Origin of the sequence: Flavitalea sp., assembly GCF_035489435.1 — a bacterium.
Lineage (GTDB): Bacteria > Bacteroidota > Bacteroidia > Chitinophagales > Chitinophagaceae > DATHKG01.
The window spans coordinates 1-18,211 of sequence record NZ_DATHKG010000044.1 but is presented as its reverse complement, the minus strand read 5'-3'; the positions used below and the strand labels follow the sequence as shown (position 1 = coordinate 18,211).

Below are 18,211 nucleotides of genomic sequence, written 5' to 3'. Positions count from 1 at the left end.
GGGAAATTGAAATATTAATCGTGAAAAAAGGTGTTTCTTTAAGCAACAGTGCTGCAAATTGCAAACGATGATCTTCAAAGAAAATACAATACGCAGAATAGCCGCAATAATGTTTACAGACATTGTGGGTTATACTGCTTTGATGCAGGGAGATGAGGAAGTTGCCACGAAAATCAGGGCAAAACACAGGCAGGTGTTTGAACAACAACACATCTTGCACCAGGGAGAAATAATTCAGTATTACGGTGATGGAACTTTAAGCGTTTTTAAAAGCGCTGTTGCGGCAGCCAAATGTGCCATTGAAATACAGGCGCTACTTAGCCAAACTGAGAATCCAACTGAGAACCCAACTGACAACCCAACTGAGAACCAAATAGAAGTACCACTGCGAATTGGACTGCATATGGGAGATATTGTGTTTGACAAAACAGAAGTTTATGGCGACGCTGTGAATTTCGCTTCCCGGATAGAAAATCTCGGAATAGCAGGAGCAATACTAATTTCAGCAAAGCTGAATGATGAACTGAAGAACCATAGCTCGATATCAACCACGTCTTTGGGGCAATTCGAATTGAAGAATGTAACCGGCGCAGTCGAAGTATTTGCAATTACAAATAATGGTTTAAAGATTCCACAAGCGCGGGACCTGAACGGCAGGCAAAAAATAAATAGTAAAACAATTGCGGTGCTCCCGTTCATAAATATGAGTGCCAGCAAAGACAATGAATTTTTTAGTGATGGCATCACCGAGGAGATCATCAATGCGCTGGCAAAGATCAAAAACCTGAGAGTAACTTCAAGAACTTCCTCTTTCTTTTTCAAGAATAAAAATATTCCCATCAGGCAAATAGGGACGGAGTTGAATGTCTCAACAATACTGGAAGGGAGCGTTCGTCTGTCTGGTAATACTATAAGAATTACTGCCCAATTAATACAGGCTGAAAAAGATTTTCATTTTTGGTCAGAGACCTGGGACAGGAAACTGGAAAATATTTTTGAAATTCAGGATGAGATTAGTTTGCTTATTGCAGAAAAACTGAGAGAACATCTCGGTCACTTCGATATACAGGAACACCTGGTCCAAAAGCAAACCGACAATTATAACGCCTACGAATTGTTTTTGAAGGCAAGATTTGAATTCAGAAAATGGAATCCAACTGATATAAAAACAGCTATCATTTTCTACGAAAGGGCAATTCAACTGGATCCTCGTCATGCGGAGTCCATTCTCGGTTTGGCTGATTGCTATAGTTTCCTCGCAACTACGGGTTTTGCGCCTTTTGAAGAAGCCTGGGCAAAAGCTGCTGCGCTTACTACCAGGGGACTTGAATTGAACGATCAGCTGGCTGATGGATATTATCAGTTGGCCAATCTTCATTTTTTCACAAGGAGCGATTATAATGGAGCATTCAAAGCAACTTTAAAGGCGGTTGAAGTGAACCCAAACTATGTAGAAGCACAACAGTACCTCTCGTTCCTGTATTTAATTGTTGGTAACACAGATAAAGGAAAAGAACATTTAGATATCGCGACAGGCATTGATCCTCTTTCGCAGGAAACGCTTTTTTTTAGCGCCTATTTTGACTACGTGACTCAACAATATGACTCGGCTCTTGAAAAACTCAACAGGTGCTTAGCTGTGAATCCAAGAAATATCCCCGCCCAATCAGTAAAATCTTATTGTTTGCTAAAGCTTGGAAACTATGATGAGGTTTTGAATTCCTTTGATTCCATACCGGAAGATGTCCTCGTGACCGGAGAAAAATTAGGAGTAACTGGCCTTGCCTATGCTTTTAAGAAGGATCTGGATATGGCCTATAAGTGTCTTAACGAATTAATCAGCTTCACAGCTAAGCCGGAGGGTTTAACGAGCAGCACTTTTCTTTTATTGATGTATGCAGTATTGGGAGAAAATGATAAAGCATTCGAATGGATACATAATGCTGTAAAAAGCAAATCACCATTATTACTGATTCATTTTGTTGATCCACTTATCGACCCAATAAAAAAGGATCCAAGATATGATCATTACAAAAAAATAATTTTCCCTGAGATCACTAAGGTTTCCAATGTTGTAGAATCTCCAGGTAAGACCCACCAGTATAAATCAAGACTATTGAATTACATCAATGAAAACAGGCCTTATCTGGATCCTGACTTTTCATTAAAGTTATTGGCCAATAAGATCAATATTCATCCGAATGAACTTTCATCATTGCTTAGTGAAAGTTTCGAAAAAAATTTTAACGACTTTATCAATCAATACAGGATACAAGCATTTATGCATTTTGCCCTCGACCCGAAAAATGCAGATCTTGATACGTTCAGATTGGCAAAGGATAGCGGATTCAGATCCAAAACCGTTTTTAATGACAGCTTCAGAAAAGAAACCGGTCTGACTCCCGCCCGCTATTTAAAATTGCAGCAGATAAAATCATCAGCCATTTTACCTGGCCCCAATTCCGGGAATATACAATCATGATTAAATAAAATGTATTATTGGCAAATCATATAAGACTACATATTAGCTGATAGATTATTCAGCAAATCATAGGGTTAATTGTCACTTGCTTATTTTGTTAATCCGCTGGGATAGCCGAACTTAGTATTCCCTTATTCAACTGATTAAAATCGGTAAATTCACAGCTTTTTTTTTAATTTCAGATTGTCTATAGCGACATAAAATTTATCGCTGCTGATATTAATTTGAGGAAAGCGTTCTTTTAGATTATCAGTCGCCCCAATTATCTATTAGCAGCAATTTAATTTCCATGCTTCATCCGGCCTCCGGGTGATAACCTATTAAAAACGTAGAAATGAATTTTAATGTCGCAAACCCTTTACGGCTGTACCAGAACGCCCTTGCGTTACTACCATGCATTGGGTGTAGCACAGTCCGTTTCTTTTGTTGGAGGATCATTTTATTGAGCAGCTGGCTGCTGACTGACCAAGGTCTGTTTGCTCAACAACAGGATTCGCTTTCACCTCAGCAGTTGAAAATGTTATCAGTTGAGGAGTTATTGGAAATTGAGGTGTCGCTGGTATCACGGTCGCCACAGAAACTCGCTAGCGCACCTTCTTCGGTCCAGGTTATTTCAGGAGACGACATTCGACATTCCGGCGCGTCTAACCTTGCTGAAGCCCTGAGACTCGTGAGCAATCTCCAGGTGGCCCAACAGCGTTCGAATGCCTGGATTATTGGCTCAAGAGGCTTCAACGCTCCTTTTTCCAATAAGCTGTTAGTGATGATAGATGGCCGGACTGTATACACCCCACTTTTTGCCGGGGTATTTTGGGATATTCAAAATGTTTTGCTTGAAGATGTTGAAAAAATCGAAGTGGTTAGCGGTCCGGGTGGCGCACTTTGGGGAGCCAATGCTGTAAACGGGTTGATAAATGTTGTAACTAAAAAAACATCCGCAACTCAGGGACTTTACGCATCCGTCCAGGCGGGTACTTTTGTAAAAGATCAGGCTTCGCTCCGGTGGGGTGGAAAACTGGGAAAAAAGGTCACCTATAAATTGTATGGTCAGCATTATGACCGCAATTCAACTAAAAACCCTGATGGATCAGATTTTCAGGATGAATGGAGGAACACGCAGGGTGGCTTCAAAATAGACTGGGAAGGTAATAAATCCGATAATTATACAGTCCAGGGAGATTATTATGGCGGCACAGTCAAAACGGGTGACAACTATTCAGACTTCAATGGACAGAACGTGCTCGCAAGATGGAGACGTGAAATTTCTGATAGTTCGGACCTGATGTTTCAAATCTACTATGACCGGTATTATAAAAGTGATGCGCCGGGGATGACATCCGATGAAATAAAAACTATAGACCTGGATTTTCAATACCGTTTTCCGCTTGCAAAACGTCATACTATTTCAACCGGTGCAGGATACCGGCGGGTGAAAGATGAATTTATATCGACTAATGCGTTTATCGCAATACTTCCATCAACAAAAAATCTCGATCTTTTAACAGCATTTATACAGGACGAAATTTCATTATCTCAAAGTTTGAAACTGAGCCTGGGTACCAAGCTTATTAATAATGTATATACCGGCATGGAATGGCAACCAGGAATTAGGTTTGCCTGGTCAATAAATAATAAAAATAGCATGTGGGCCTCCGTTACACGGGCCGTTAGAACGCCGAGCCGGGTGGATGTAGATTACTTTTCTCCGGCAGTCCCACAACCACCAACAGCCTTTAGTATAGTTGGAGGTCCAAACTTCAGATCGGAAAAAGTACTTGCTTACGAATTAGGTCACCGGCTGGTTTCAGGTTCAAGGTCCACATTTTCTATTGCCACTTTTTATAATGTATATAGTGATGTTTATAGTCTTGAGCCAAAATCGGGGACTCTCACCTACGAGGTAAAAAACGGTTCTGAAGCGAGGGCCTGGGGCTGTGAATTTTCCGGCTCATACCAGCTCCTTGACACCTGGAAGCTCAGAGGCGGTTATTCTTATTTTGACATAAAACTGAAATCTTTATCAAGCCAGGCTCTTGATCCTTCTCATCTGTCAAATGATGTGAACAACCAGGTCATGCTACAGTCCATCACTCAACTGCCAGCCGGCTTACACCTCGATGTGATTGCCAGGTATCTGGATTATCTCCCGGCAACTTTAGCAACTTCAACGGTACCTGGTTATTTTACTTTTGACGCCCGTCTGGCATATACCATGAAATTCCTGGAACTGGCAGTGGTTGGTCAGAACTTATACAGCAAGGATCATACTGAATTTGATGAACTGAATATTCCCAGAAGTGTTTATGCAAAACTTACTTTAAGATTGTGAGAAGATTTGGGAGTAATATAATGTTTCGGTCCGGTTGCCTGCGATGGTGGGTTGCTGCGGCATTCGCTTTTATACTTATGTTTGCATCATCCGGTATGCAAGCTCAGCAAACGCGTACAAGAGAATATAATATCAAGGCTGTATTTCTGTACAATTTTACGCAGTTTGTTGAATGGCCAGAAGAAGCATTTGCAAATAATACTGCTCCCTTTGTTGTAGGGATTCTCGGAGAAGATCCGTTCAGGTCTGTGATTGATGTAACAGTAGCGGGAGAAAAAGTGAAGGAACATCCTATAATAGTCCGGCGGTACAGCAATATAAAAGACCTTTCCACCTGTCATATACTTTTTATTTCAGAGACTGAAGCACAGAAATTTCTAAGATCTCCGGCTGCCACCAAAAATAAGTATATGCTAACGGTAAGCGACGCGGCAGGTTTTGCCAATTCAGGAGGAATGATCAGGTTCGTAATGCAGGAAAATAAAATTAAACTTCAAATCAATCCAACTGTTGCAAAAACCGCAGAACTAAATATTAGTTCCAAGCTTTTAAGGCTGGCGGATATAGTTGAGTAACGCCAAATATGAAACTGCAATCTACCATTCAGCAAAAGATAATGAGAATCGTGTTAGTCACGAGTGGCGTCGTCGTCTTTCTCACCTGTTCTGCGTTTGTTGCATATCAGTTTTTTGCCTTTAAAGAAAATGAAAAAACAAAAATATCAACACTTGGAGAAATAATAGCTGCCAATAGCACTGCAGCGCTGGCTTTTGATGATGTGAAAGATGCCACAGAAACGCTCCAGGCACTGATGGCTGAAAAACATATAGTAGCAGCCTGCCTGTATGATACTACCGGGAAAGTGTTTGCCCGTTACCCCGATACCATCGCTTTATATAATATCCCGTTGCACCCCGCAGCTGAAGGGTATAAATATATTGGAACATACCTGGAAGGTTTTGCCCCCGTGGTTCAGGGCAATATCAGGGTAGGTACATTGTATCTCAAATCTGATCTGAAAGCCATTTATCAAACAACGCTGAACTATATAATAACCGGGATGCTGGTTTTTGGCCTGGCGATCCTTGTTGCTTACCTGCTTTCCCGGCGACTTCAGCGAAGTGTTTCTGAACCGATCTTGTCTCTGTCAAAAACAGCCGAAAATATCTCAATAAAACAAAACTATTCTGAAAGGGCAAAACGGTATGAAGATGATGAACTCGGTTTGCTTACTGACGCCTTTAACAATATGCTCGATCAGATTGAAAGGCAAAACGAAGAAATTACTTCGTTTAACCAGGCTCTTGAGATGAAAGTAAATCAACGAACGGCTGAATTAGAAAAGGCCAATCTTGAACTCAAACTTCAAACAGAATTTTCCGAAGCTATTATTGATTCTTCCGTAGATGTAATTGCTGTTTTTGATACCAGTCTGAATTACATGCTTCTCAACAAGTCCGGCAGGGAAATTTATAATGTTACAACAGAACAGGTATTGGGAAAAAATATCGCCGCGGTTTTTCCGCAAATCGAAGCAAGCCAGATGTACCGGGATTTACAACAAGCCGTAACGGGTGTTATTGTTCACAATCCAAATTACAAATCTCAGATCTCAAATGCTGTTCTCGAGAACTTTTTTATCCCACTGCGTGATGCAGATAACCAGGTTTATTCCGTGCTGGTAATCGGTCACGATATCACAGCTATCATTGAAGGGAACGAGAAACTGAAAAAGCTCAATCTTTCCCTGGAACATTCAAACCGTGATCTTGAACAGTTTGCATATGTGGCTTCGCATGACCTGCAGGAACCGCTCCGAAAAATCCAGATATTTTCATCGCAGCTTCAAAAAATACTGGGCGGCGAACCACAATTCCAGAAAACAGTTTCCAAGGTCATTTCTTCAGCTTCCAGAATGGCAGATCTCATAACAGGTGTATTACATTACAGCAAGCTCGGCAATGTCGATGAAGCCTTTGTGACCGTGAGTCTCGCTGAATTGGTAAGGAAAGTTATTACTGACTTCGAGTTGATTATCGATGAAAAGCAGGCTCAGATTTCAGTTGACAACCTGCCCGAGATAGCCGGTAATGAACTTCAGCTAAATCAACTCTTTTCAAACCTGATGAGCAACTCATTGAAATTTTCAGATCGCACGCCGGTCATTTCAATTTCTTCATCTATTGTTACGGGAGCCAATATCAAATTTTTCCATGGCCTGAACAAGGAAAGCGAATATGTATCACTGTTATTTAAGGACAATGGTATTGGATTTTCGCAGGAATATGCGCACAACCTTTTCTCGGTTTTCCAAAGACTGCATAGCAAGGAGGAATATCCGGGTACAGGTATAGGCCTCGCTTTATGTAAAAAAATAGTGGACAACCACAATGGTCATATAACGGTAAACAGTGAACTCGGAGAAGGCACAATGTTTTGCATATATCTTCCTTTACACAGGCAATTCACCGGGGCAATGCATTCCGGTTCTGAGGATAATGCGCGTCATAAATAACACCGGTACGGAATATGAACTACAGTAATTTATTTATATTTTGCCTGGCTAACCGGCGATCTAACCATCGATCTTACCGCCAGTCTAATCGTCAGTTTAACCGGGTCAATTGATCTCTAATTCTTAACCAGTTAATATGAAAATACCAGTCTTCACTCTTGCTTTATCTTTTTTATTCTTACAAGCTTCAGCCCAGAATTACGATGAGTCTAAAGTTCCTGCCTATAGTCTACCTGACCCTTTTATGAGTCTGGAAAATAAAAAAATCACAACAACTGATCAGTGGGAAAACCTGAGAAGAAAAGAGATCCTTTATTTGTTTAGCAAAAACGTTTATGGCCAGATGCCCAAAACTTATGACAGCATAAATTTTATATTGGTAAATGCAGATTACACTGCTATGTCAGGCAAGGCACACATGAAACAAGTGAGGATTGAAGTCTGGAGAAAAGGCGAAATGCTTCCTGTTAATGTCGTTTTATTTCTGCCTGCAAAGGCAGGCAAGCCTGTACCGGCATTTATTCTCATCAATAACCGCGGAATGGATAATATTGATGTTACACGCAAAATGAAGTCAGCATTCTGGCCAGCCGAAATGGTTATTGACAGCAGTTATGCAATTGCGGCATTCCATGTTAGTGATGCTGCACCCGACAATTTGGAACATTACCAGGAGGGTGTGTTACAACTTTACCCTGAACAGATTAAAGCCGCTGATGGTATGAAGGCAGTAGGGGCCTGGGCCTGGGCGGCAAGCCGTGTAATGGATTACCTGCTTACAGTTAACCAGGTCGATCCTAAACAAGTTGCCGTGGTTGGTCATTCAAGAGGCGGCAAAGCTTCACTCTGGGCAGGCGCGCAGGATCAGCGTTTTGCTTATGTTTTTTCCAATTGTTCAGGTAATACCGGCGCAGCTTTATCAAGAAGAATGTTTGGTGAAACAGTTAAAAGAATAAATACAAGTTTTCCTTATTGGTTTAACGATAACTATAAAAAATTCAATGACAGCATCAACCAATTGCCGGTTGATCAACATATGCTGATCGGTCTTATCGCACCAAGACCAGTATATGTTACTAATGCCACTAAAGATCTTTGGGCAGATCCCAAGGGAACTTTCCTTGCGTTAAAAGAAGCTGAAAAAGTATACTCTCTTTACAAATTGAAATCGGGCCTTGGTGATAATATGCCTCCACCCGAAACCCCGGTAATAGAGTCATCACTCGGATATCACCTGAGAACAGGTGAACACGATCTTACCATATATGACTGGACCCAGTTTGTAAAATTTGTCAAATACCACTTAAAAGAATTATGAGTTATGAATTATGAGTTATGAAAGTAAAATATGAAATGATGAAATGTTGATCTCATCACTAAGTTTCATAATTCATCACTCATAATTCATAATTCTCTTAAACGTGCATTGACTGTTCGATAGCGAACAGTTTATAGTTATCGGAACGCTCTTATTTTGCTGATTATCAGTGTATTGTAATTATGGTCCGGTACGTGTTTGTGTACTGGTAATATCGTAGAACTCTGACTATGGGAAATGAAACTATGAATTCTGGAAATGAAATAATGAATTGAAGAATTCATACACTCCTTTCATAATTCATAACTCATAATTCATAATTCTGTTAACATAATTCTGTTAAACGTGATAAGAAACAATTTCAAAATTGCCTGGCGGAACCTCGTTTCAAATAAAACATTCTCGATACTAAATATATCAGGACTCGCAGTAGGAATGGCTGTGGCTATCCTGATCGGGCTTTGGATCTGGGACGAGCTGTCTTATGACAAATCTTTTGCGAATTACAACAGGATAGCGAGGGTAATGCATAGTACTGAGAACAATGGAAAAATAGAAACACATCCCTGGACAAACTATCCTCTTGCTGCAGTTCTTCGAAACGACTATGCAGATCGTTTTGAAAATGTAGTGCTGGCTTCGGGTATATGGGATCATGCATTGGAGGTTTCGGGTAACAGATTTGAATACCATGGTATGTATATGGAGGAAGATGCAGGTAAGATGTTGTCCCTTGCTATGATCTCAGGAATTCAGAATGGGTTGTCTGATCCCAATTCAATTATGCTTTCTGAAACAGCGGCTAAAACAATTTTTGGGAGAGAAGACCCAGTTGGTAAAATTATTAAAATGGACCGGTCGCTTGATGTAAAAGTGACCGGGGTTTATAAAGACATCCCCGCAAATTCCACACTGAATGAACTGCAATTTATAGCACCATGGAAATTATACTTTAATAATACTCCCTGGGTTAAGAATATACAAGATCCCTGGCGGCCCAACGCTTTCACAACATTCGTGCAATTAAAAGATAATGCAGGTCTGGAAAATACATCAGCCGCCATCAGGGATGTTCGGCTAAAACATGTGAACAATAAACTCGCCAGGCTAAATCCCAGGCTACATCTTCACCCGATGAACAAATGGCATTTGTACGATGAGTTTAAAAATGGCGTGAATACAGGGGGACGTATTCAATATATCTGGCTATTTCTTACAATCGGTATTTTCGTTCTTGTCCTGGCCTGTATCAATTTTATGAATCTAAGTACCGCGAGGAGTGAAAAACGGGCTAAGGAAGTGGGCATCCGCAAAACAATCGGTTCATTGCGGCAACAGTTGATTGCCCAGTTCTTCAGTGAATCCCTTTTGTATGTTGTGCTCGCATTTGTCGTTTCGCTGATACTGGTGCAGGCTGCTCTTCCCTTATTCAACGAAGTCTCAGACAAACAAATGAAGTTGCTGTGGACACAACCAGTCTTTTGGTTGGTGTGCCTTGGCTTTTGTTTGTTGACAGGATTTGTTGCAGGAATTTATCCTGCATTTTATCTTTCTTCATTTAAACCAATAAAGGTTTTGAAGGGAAGTTTCAAGCAGGGGAGGTTTGCTGCTTTGCCCCGAAAAATACTGGTGGTTGTACAGTTTACCGTTTCGATCGTTTTGATTATTGGGACGATTGTTGTATTCCGGCAGATTCAATACGCTAAAAATCGGCCTGTGGGATATGACAGGGAAGGCCTGCTTATGTTTGGAATGCCAGGGCCGGCAATGCATGTTCACTATGATGTAATACGTGAGCAACTGAAAAAATCAAATGTGATTATTGAAATGACCGAGGCGGATGCCCCGGCAACAGATGTTAACTCAACAAGTACAGGTTTTGAATGGGAAGGTAAGGATCCTTCAATAGGCGTTGAGTTTCCGAATACTTCAGTGTCTTATAATTATGGCAAAACAATAGGATGGGAATTCCTTGAGGGCCGTGACTTTTCGCCGGATTTCAAAACAGATTCTTTAGGACTCATTTTGAATGAATCGGCAGCTAATCTTATGGGATTTCGAAATAAGGCTGAAGGAAAAACAGTCACCTGGGATGGCCAGGCATTCCAGGTTGTCGGTGTAGTAAAAGATGTTATACTCGAGTCGCCTTATGCTGCTGTGCGCCCTTCGGTTTACCGGTTAAATAAAGAATCCGGTGGTGTGATGATTGTTAAATTGAATCCTTCAATACCAATTCCTGAGGCCCTTAAACAACTCGGGAAAATGTTTAAGCAATATCATCCCGATTATGAATTCAGACCCGCATTTGTGAATGAAGAATATAACCGGAAATTTGGCAACGAGGAAAGAATCGGGAAACTGGCAGGATTTTTTGCCGGACTGGCAATTTTTATCAGCTGCCTAGGTTTATTTGGAATGGCTTCATTTGTAGCCCAGCAAAGAAGCAAAGAGATTGGGGTAAGAAAGGTATTGGGCGCCTCCGTGCTAAGTCTGTGGCAATTGCTTTCAAAAGATTTTATAGGACTGGTCTTTTTATCGCTGCTTCTTGCGGTACCTATCGCATACTATTATATGAACGGCTGGCTTGAAAATTATGCTTACCATCCGAAATTGTCCGCATGGATATTTATCGCCGCCGGTGTAGCTGCAATTTTCATCAGCCTGCTCACCGTTAGTTACCAGTCTATGAAGGCAGCTTTACTTAACCCGGTGAAAAGTCTGAAAACCGAATAACAAAAAAAAATAAAATAAAATTGTATCCTGGTAATCTAAACAATTACCAGGTTTTTTATTGATATTTACTAAAGATTTCTCCAAAGTCTGCTATATATTGAATGAAAACAAGTCGCGCTGATTTGTAACACTTACATACAGTACCTGATTCCCCGGCCCGGAAATGGCGGGGTGACAGCTTTTTCCATTTACATTTACATATTATTTTAACCGCGAAAATTTGCAGAAATGAAATTTAGCAAGATTTATAATAAAGGCCAGGCCCAACTATTCCGAAATCCGGCATTGGAGTTTTTTACTAAGAGTCATCCACTGATAATTTGGGGAATGTATGTCCCGATAATCGCTTTCCTGTTATATTCCGGACAGCAATCATTCGGTATCTCTCCATTATTTATGGCTATTTCTTTTTTTAGCGGGATGTTCTTCTGGACCTTTTTTGAATATATTATGCACAGATTTGTTTTTCATTATATGGCGGAAAATGAAACTGCAGTAAAGATTGTTTATGTTATCCATGGTAACCATCATGAATATCCCAGGGATAAAGAACGACTGTTTATGCCACCTTTGCCAAGTCTTATCTTGTCTACGGCAATTTTTTCTTTGATGTATGTAATAGGCAGTTTTTTGGGACTTGAACAGCATGTGTTTTTTTTCTTCCCGGGTTTCGTTCTTGGCTACCTGTTATATGGCTCCATGCATTACGCCATACATGCCTGGAAGCCTCCATTTAAATGGATGAAATCGTTGTGGCGTAATCATCACCTCCATCATTATAAAAACGAAGAGTTCGGCTTCGGTGTCAGTACCACTCTATGGGATCGGGTTTTTGGCACTATGTTCAGCCGGGAAGATAATTTGCAGCCCAGGCCGGAAAAAGGCCCTGCCAGGTCAGGAACCGGGACTATCATCTCAGACTCAAGGCGACAGACTGTTGAATAATTAACGCTTTATTTTCAACCTAATTGCTGATTTTCGCTGATGCGTTACAGCGAGCAGACCATCCAAGACTGTAATCTTTTGCGAAATGCAAAAGGAAACAATTCTGTATTTGATTTGTTTAATCATACCCGTACCAACGGCGGATCGTTTGCATTGGAAGAAATGCTAACTGATAAGAAAAGCTCTACTGATGAAATAGCTGAATTCCATAAAGCTCTCCAATATACTATTGGAAATCCTGGTCAGCTGGATCTATGGTTGTATAATACAGACATAATTTATCTCGGGGAATATTTCAGGTTAAACCTTGTTATCGAATCCGGGGAGGTGGCATTCAATGTATTTCTGCGCTTTTCATTGTCAAAAAATCCAACCTTTCTTTTCATAAGATCAAACATCATAAGGCTTGCAATATTTTTAAAAAGTATTAAGAGCCTGAACCAGCTGGAGACCGGCCCCATGCCAGGTCTTATAAAAAACATTATTGAAACTATCAGGGCATGCCAGGATGAGCCATTTATCCGGGAACTTCTTCAAAGGGACCTCCAGAAGGCCGGGGCCGCATATTTCCTGAAAGTGGATAGTTTTCTCAGAAATCATTTCCACGATAAGTTCAATCAGCTCCTCGATGCTTTGTTTAGGCTGGAAGCATTTTGCTCCATTGCTAAAACTACTGTGGAATCAAAACTCGTTTTCCCGGTCATTGATCGGTCCAAACAACTTAAGATCCGGAACGGTTATCATCTGTTGCTCAGTAAACCGGTCAAAAATGATTTCAAAGTTGCTGATGATACTAAGCTGGTTTTTCTTACAGGCGCAAACATGGCTGGCAAATCAACGTTCTTCAGAACGGTAGGCACAATTGTATGTCTTGCTCATTCAGGTTTTCCGGTACCGGCTGCTTCTGCTGAAATGCCTTTCTATGATGACATCGGGATTCATATTTCTTCCGGCGATAACCTGGCAAAAGGGTATAGTCAATTTTACAACGAAATCATGGAAGTAAAGATGCTTCTCGATTCAATTACAGCCGGAAGACAATGTTTCGCCATATTTGATGAAGTGTTAAGTGGGACCAACATAAACGATGCAGTGGACTGTGCGGCTATCCTGATTGAGCGATTGAATCATCCCGGCTATAGCCTCGTCTTGATTTCTTCTCATAACATCCAACTGGCAGGTGAAATTGAACATGACTATATACAGTATAATTATATAGAAACCTTTATCAAAGAGGGTAAACCGGTTTTTACATATCAGCTTTTTCCCGGTAAAAACGAAGTGCGGTTGGGCCTGTTATTATTTCAGCAGCTTTAGACAAAAAAATACCAGTTCATTATTAATAAGTGATTCTCCTGTCCCTTGCAATAACCAGCCAGTTGGATGAAGCCTTGTTATTCTCCACTACATAAACCGATTCGTATAAAGCCACCGTTGGGCAAATATGTGTAGGTATGCCGTACCAGGCTTCCCCGATCTTATGAATGGTAGTGTCCTTCACTTCAACAACCATATGCTCCTCGCTCTGACCTAAGACTTTAGCATCCGGATGATCCGGAAAAAATATCCTTGGCAGCGGTCCCTCGGCAGCAATGGATTTGTGACCAAGGTCAAGGCAAATTTTTACAGGATCAGTAATAGAAATAATGCGGGTTAGTAACATCGCCCCAATTTCAAATTTCATATCGGGAAGCATCGTTTTGTAACCCTGGTCCCAGAAGACGAAGGTGCCAGGACTTGTTTCGATATTTTGCCGTTTGGAATAGTAGGGAAAGCAAGGAGTGCCGCCTAAAATGATTGCCGGGGTTTCGCCGGTTTGTCTGACGATCTGTGATTGCAATTCAGTGATTAGTTTAAAAACCTTTTCAGCGTGCTCATAGCGTAATTTGAAATCAGTATCATGAATATGTCCATCGTATGCATGGAGGCCCACCGGGACTTTGTAGTTACGTTTTTTGCAATAATTGTAGAGCTCTAAAGCATTTTCGGGACTTGCACCGGTCCGGTTCATTCCAACATTTACATCGATCCAGCTTTCAAGATTTTTACCCTGGAAGATTGTATGGAGCTCGTCCGCAGACTGGTGGTTATCGACAAGATATCCAAATGTTTTATCAGGGTTGGCTTCAGCTATTTGTGCCAGCCTTTTTGCTTTTACAGTTGTTGGCTGATAAGCAAGCAGTATATCCCCGGCTCCGGCAATAACCAGCATTTCAACTTCGGAAACTGTAGCGCATTTGAATTTATTTATCCCGGCATTCATAAGCATCCGGGTTATCTCCACCATCTTGTGAGTTTTGACATGGGGTCTCAACATTGCGGGGCCACCGGCTATATTGACAGCTGTTGCAATATTTTGTTTTATTATGTCCGGATACACAAGCAGGGCAGGTGAGTCCACCTGGTCTTCGTTACTGATCCTATTGTCGGTTTCCACTGTTATTTTTTATGATATAAATATATCGAAGATCCGGATTAGTTCTCGGTTCACCACGGTAAAACACTTATTTTTGAAACGCTGCTTTCCATAAATTTAATTCATTAAAAAAAGTCTTTTGCGATTTCGGCCAGGTATATATTGCTTTTTTCTAATCGCCATTAGCGCTAACGCGCAGGATACCACGAAACCTGCACGGGTTCATAAAGACAGCGCACAATTCATCCATGTCAAAGACACCACCTATCTGACCCGTAAGCTGTATAAACTGAATAAGAGCTATATTATCGGTTACTGGACGGATCTGAAACATGTAGTGAGCCGGCCCGCGCATTGGAACGGGAATGATTGGGGAAAATTTTCAATTTTTCTTGGGGTGACAGCTGCAACGATGGCTGCTGACTGGGAGATCAGGCATATGGTGCTGGCGAACCAGGGATCTATAGCCACCGAAACAGCGAAAACAGTAGAGCCGTTTGGAAATTTCTATGGCGTATATCTTTTTCCGGTTATGTATGTCGCCGGCCTCGCAACAAAGGAAAAGCGTATGCAAAGTGTGGCGTTGGGTGGAGTTAAATCACTGGCTATCTCAACATTGATTTATGCTACAAGCAAGCTGATAATAAGACGCGGCCGGCCTGATAAGTCTGAATCCAGCTGGGACTATGGTCTCCCATTTACACATAAATCTTTTACTTCCAGCCCATCAGGACATAGTAATACGATATTTACTGTTGCTACGGCGCTGGCTTTGGAATACCGTGAAACCAAGTGGGTTCCCATCGTCGCTTATGCAATTGCAGGTTTAACAGCCACTTCCAGGATTTATCAAAACCGTCACTGGGCCAGCGATGTAGTGTTAGGTTCAGCGCTCGGACATTTTGTTACAAAAGCTGTCTGGAAAAATAACAACAAAAAGCAGCCACCAAAACAGTTATGGTAAATGACAGGATTTTTTTTAACAGGGATATAAGCTGGTTATCTTTTAATGAAAGAGTGCTCGCTGAGGCTGCAAGGCCAACAGTTCCTCTTATGGAACGATTTCGTTTCCTGGCAATTTATTCTTCAAACCTTGATGAGTTTTATCGGGTAAGAATACCGACCTATAATAAAAAAAAGGCTACTGATGAAGATCGGGAGATCCTCGGACAGATCAGGAACATTATTAACAGGCACCTGGAAATGTATGGAGATCTGATCCGTCGGGAACTGATTCCTGCGATGGAAGAGAACGGTTTGATATTTTTGTATGACACCGTAATTCCCGGTGAATTACATGACCAGGTCGCCGACTATTTTCTAAACCAGGTTGCGGGATATATTCATATAGAGAGTGTTGACTCAAAGTCTGATTTTTTCCCGGTTAATAATCACTTATATAAAGCTGTATTAACCCGGAAGAATGATCAGTTATTTGCCTGGATTATTAATATTCCTTCCAATCATTTACCGCGGTTCCAGGTTTTCAGCAAAAACAACCGAAGCTATATTTTACTGCTTGATGATATTATTGATCAATCACTCAAATTTATATTCAGGGAATCGCAGGTAGTTGGTGGTCACAATGTGAAACTGACCAGAGATGCTTCTCTCGAACTTATTGAGAACGCCGAAGAGGATACGGCTGATCTTATTGAGAAAGAGTTATCAAAAAGAGATCGCGGTAAGGCAACAAGGTTCCTTTATGATCCCGGGATGTCCAGGATAATGATTGATCGCCTGAGAGAAAGGTTCGACCTAAAAAAGTCTGCACTTGTCGCTGGTGGCCGATATCATAACCTTAAAGATTTTGGTAGTATCCCATTAAAAGACAAGTCTTTTGAATATCCTTTGCAGCCCCCGCTGATTAATGTAAAAGCAGGCTTCAGGGAGACATTGTTTAACATAATTATGGAGAAGGACAGGTTGGTTCATTCTCCATATCATTCGTATGATTGTATACATCGTTTTTTTAACGAAGCGGCGCTAGATAATAATGTCGAACAGATTTACATAACATTTTATCGCATAGCAAATGATTCGCGCATCGGTCATGCACTTATAAGCGCGGCAAAAAATGGAAAAGATGTATATGTTGTAGTGGAACTGAAAGCCCGTTTTGATGAAGCCAATAATATCCGGTGGGCAAAATCAATGAAAGCCGCCGGGATAAAAATAGTGTATAGTGAAAATGAATTGAAGGTTCATGCCAAGGTGGCCCTGATAAAACGAAAGGGTGATCTGCCAATGATTGGTTTGCTATCAACCGGAAACTTTAATGAGAATACGGCACGCATTTATACCGATCATACCCTGTTGACCGCGCATCAACCAATGCTGTCAGAACTGCATAAACTTTTTCAGATCCTTATACACGAAAGAAAGATCAAACAGGCTGCTGATATGCCATTGGATTTCCTCCTGGTCGCACAGTTTAATTTGTACGAAAAGTTTGTGTCAATGATCGATCGGGAGATCAACAATGCAATTGAAGGATTAAGCGCATCAATAATCATAAAACTGAATAACCTCGAAGAAGAATCACTCATATTGAAACTGTATGAAGCTTCTAATGCAGGAGTAAAGATTCAACTTTTAGTCCGGGGTATTTGTCGCCTGGTACCAGGTATGCCAGGTCAAAGTGAAAGGATCACTGTCCACCGGATTATTGACAGATATCTTGAGCACGGCCGCATTTTTATTTTTGAGAATAAGGGACAATTGAATATGTATATGGGATCATCTGATTGGATGAATCGTAACATATACCACCGGATAGAAGTCTGTTTCCCGATACTGGATCCCGATTTAAAGATGGAGATGTACAGGCTGATTGAATTGCAGTTACAGGATAATGTACAGGCTGTATTGATTGACCAGGAATTGAATAATGTGCCTGTTAAGGATGATGAAGCGCCGATTCGTTCACAGGTTGAGATTCATAATTACCTGTCGCTCCGGGCACAGGACTAGCACTATTATGCAACAGTTTTTGGTCGCTTCTTCGCTGCGTTGGGGGCGGGGTTGTGCCTTTTTGCGGCTGTGTCCCGTGGTTAATACGTTTGTTCATGTCCCGCACGTGCGGGATTGTCTCCGATCGGCTTTTTTTGCCCTGATCAGCTTTGTTAGGGTTTCTTCAAGTGCTGGTGCTTGTTCTCCCCTGATCGGCTTCAGTAACTCCGGGCACGGCACGATATGCTGGTTTGCTTTCTTTGTTTACCAGCATTATTATGCAACAGTTTTTGGTCGCTTCTTCGCACCGTTGGGAGCTGGATTGTGCCTTTTTGCGGCTGTGTCCCGTGGTTAATACCTTTGCTCATGCTGGGAGTGGTTGTTGTCTCCGATCGGCTTTTTTGCCCTGATCAGCTTTGTTAGGGTTTCTTCAAGTGCTGGTTGCAGTATCGCCCTGATCGGCTTCAGTAACTCCGACCACGGTACGAAGGCCGCGCAAAGGCACAATCCCACTCCCAACT

The 18,211-nt window shown here is 41.4% G+C and carries 11 protein-coding genes; 10 read left to right on the top strand and 1 reads right to left on the bottom strand.

Annotated elements, in window-relative coordinates:
* The first annotated feature begins 67 nt into the window (after positions 1–67).
* The 8 genes from VK664_RS07210 (at position 68) to VK664_RS07175 (ending at position 13,639) form a co-directional block, all read left to right on the top strand.
* Complete coding sequence (locus VK664_RS07210) at positions 68–2,482, top strand: adenylate/guanylate cyclase domain-containing protein (protein WP_461397956.1); 2,415 nt, start codon at positions 68–70, stop codon at positions 2,480–2,482.
* A gap of 517 nt (positions 2,483–2,999) precedes the next feature.
* Positions 3,000–4,811, top strand: coding sequence for a TonB-dependent receptor plug domain-containing protein (locus tag VK664_RS07205; RefSeq protein WP_461397969.1), 1,812 nt, complete (start codon positions 3,000–3,002; stop codon positions 4,809–4,811).
* Positions 4,808–5,386 (top strand): YfiR family protein, encoded by a 579-nt coding sequence (locus VK664_RS07200; protein ID WP_461397955.1) that lies wholly within the window; start codon positions 4,808–4,810, stop codon positions 5,384–5,386. The genes VK664_RS07205 and VK664_RS07200 overlap by 4 nt, the downstream gene beginning before the upstream one ends.
* Positions 5,387–5,394: 8 nt before the next feature.
* On the top strand, positions 5,395–7,326 hold the full coding sequence (locus VK664_RS07195; RefSeq protein ID WP_461397954.1) for an ATP-binding protein: 1,932 nt from the start codon (positions 5,395–5,397) through the stop codon (positions 7,324–7,326).
* A 136-nt stretch (positions 7,327–7,462) separates the two neighbouring features.
* Positions 7,463–8,644: a glucuronyl esterase domain-containing protein gene (locus VK664_RS07190; RefSeq protein WP_461397953.1), complete on the top strand. Its 1,182-nt coding sequence runs from the start codon at positions 7,463–7,465 to the stop codon at positions 8,642–8,644.
* Between the two features lie 345 nt (positions 8,645–8,989).
* On the top strand, positions 8,990–11,377 hold the full coding sequence (locus VK664_RS07185) for an ABC transporter permease (protein WP_461397952.1): 2,388 nt from the start codon (positions 8,990–8,992) through the stop codon (positions 11,375–11,377).
* A 228-nt stretch (positions 11,378–11,605) separates the two neighbouring features.
* The gene (locus tag VK664_RS07180; RefSeq protein WP_461397951.1) at positions 11,606–12,322 is read left to right on the top strand and encodes a sterol desaturase family protein; all 717 of its coding nucleotides are present in this window, start codon (positions 11,606–11,608) and stop codon (positions 12,320–12,322) included.
* A gap of 39 nt (positions 12,323–12,361) precedes the next feature.
* The gene (locus tag VK664_RS07175) at positions 12,362–13,639 is read left to right on the top strand and encodes a MutS-related protein (RefSeq protein ID WP_461397950.1); all 1,278 of its coding nucleotides are present in this window, start codon (positions 12,362–12,364) and stop codon (positions 13,637–13,639) included.
* Between the two features lie 22 nt (positions 13,640–13,661).
* On the opposite strand, the gene VK664_RS07170 is transcribed toward VK664_RS07175, so the two are convergent.
* Positions 13,662–14,759 (bottom strand): D-TA family PLP-dependent enzyme, encoded by a 1,098-nt coding sequence (locus tag VK664_RS07170; RefSeq protein WP_461397949.1) that lies wholly within the window; start codon positions 14,757–14,759, stop codon positions 13,662–13,664.
* Between the two features lie 118 nt (positions 14,760–14,877).
* On the opposite strand from VK664_RS07170, the gene VK664_RS07165 reads away from it, so the two are divergent.
* Together VK664_RS07165 and ppk1 are read left to right on the top strand one after the other, a co-directional pair.
* Positions 14,878–15,702: a phosphatase PAP2 family protein gene (locus tag VK664_RS07165; protein ID WP_461397948.1), complete on the top strand. Its 825-nt coding sequence runs from the start codon at positions 14,878–14,880 to the stop codon at positions 15,700–15,702.
* Positions 15,696–17,711, top strand: coding sequence for a polyphosphate kinase 1 (gene ppk1, locus VK664_RS07160; protein ID WP_461397947.1), 2,016 nt, complete (start codon positions 15,696–15,698; stop codon positions 17,709–17,711). The genes VK664_RS07165 and ppk1 overlap by 7 nt, the downstream gene beginning before the upstream one ends.
* The last annotated feature ends 500 nt before the right edge of the window (positions 17,712–18,211 follow it).

Bases quoted from the DNA above. Each gene is read 5' to 3' on its own strand.
- VK664_RS07210 (WP_461397956.1), top strand. From the start codon at position 68: ATGATCTTCAAAGAAAATACAATACGCAGAATAGCCGCAATAATGTTT.
- VK664_RS07205 (WP_461397969.1), top strand. From the start codon at position 3,000: ATGTTATCAGTTGAGGAGTTATTGGAAATTGAGGTGTCGCTGGTATCA.
- VK664_RS07195 (WP_461397954.1), top strand. From the start codon at position 5,395: ATGAAACTGCAATCTACCATTCAGCAAAAGATAATGAGAATCGTGTTA.
- VK664_RS07190 (WP_461397953.1), top strand. From the start codon at position 7,463: ATGAAAATACCAGTCTTCACTCTTGCTTTATCTTTTTTATTCTTACAA.
- VK664_RS07180 (WP_461397951.1), top strand. From the start codon at position 11,606: ATGAAATTTAGCAAGATTTATAATAAAGGCCAGGCCCAACTATTCCGA.
- VK664_RS07175 (WP_461397950.1), top strand. From the start codon at position 12,362: ATGCGTTACAGCGAGCAGACCATCCAAGACTGTAATCTTTTGCGAAAT.
- ppk1 (WP_461397947.1), top strand. From the start codon at position 15,696: ATGGTAAATGACAGGATTTTTTTTAACAGGGATATAAGCTGGTTATCT.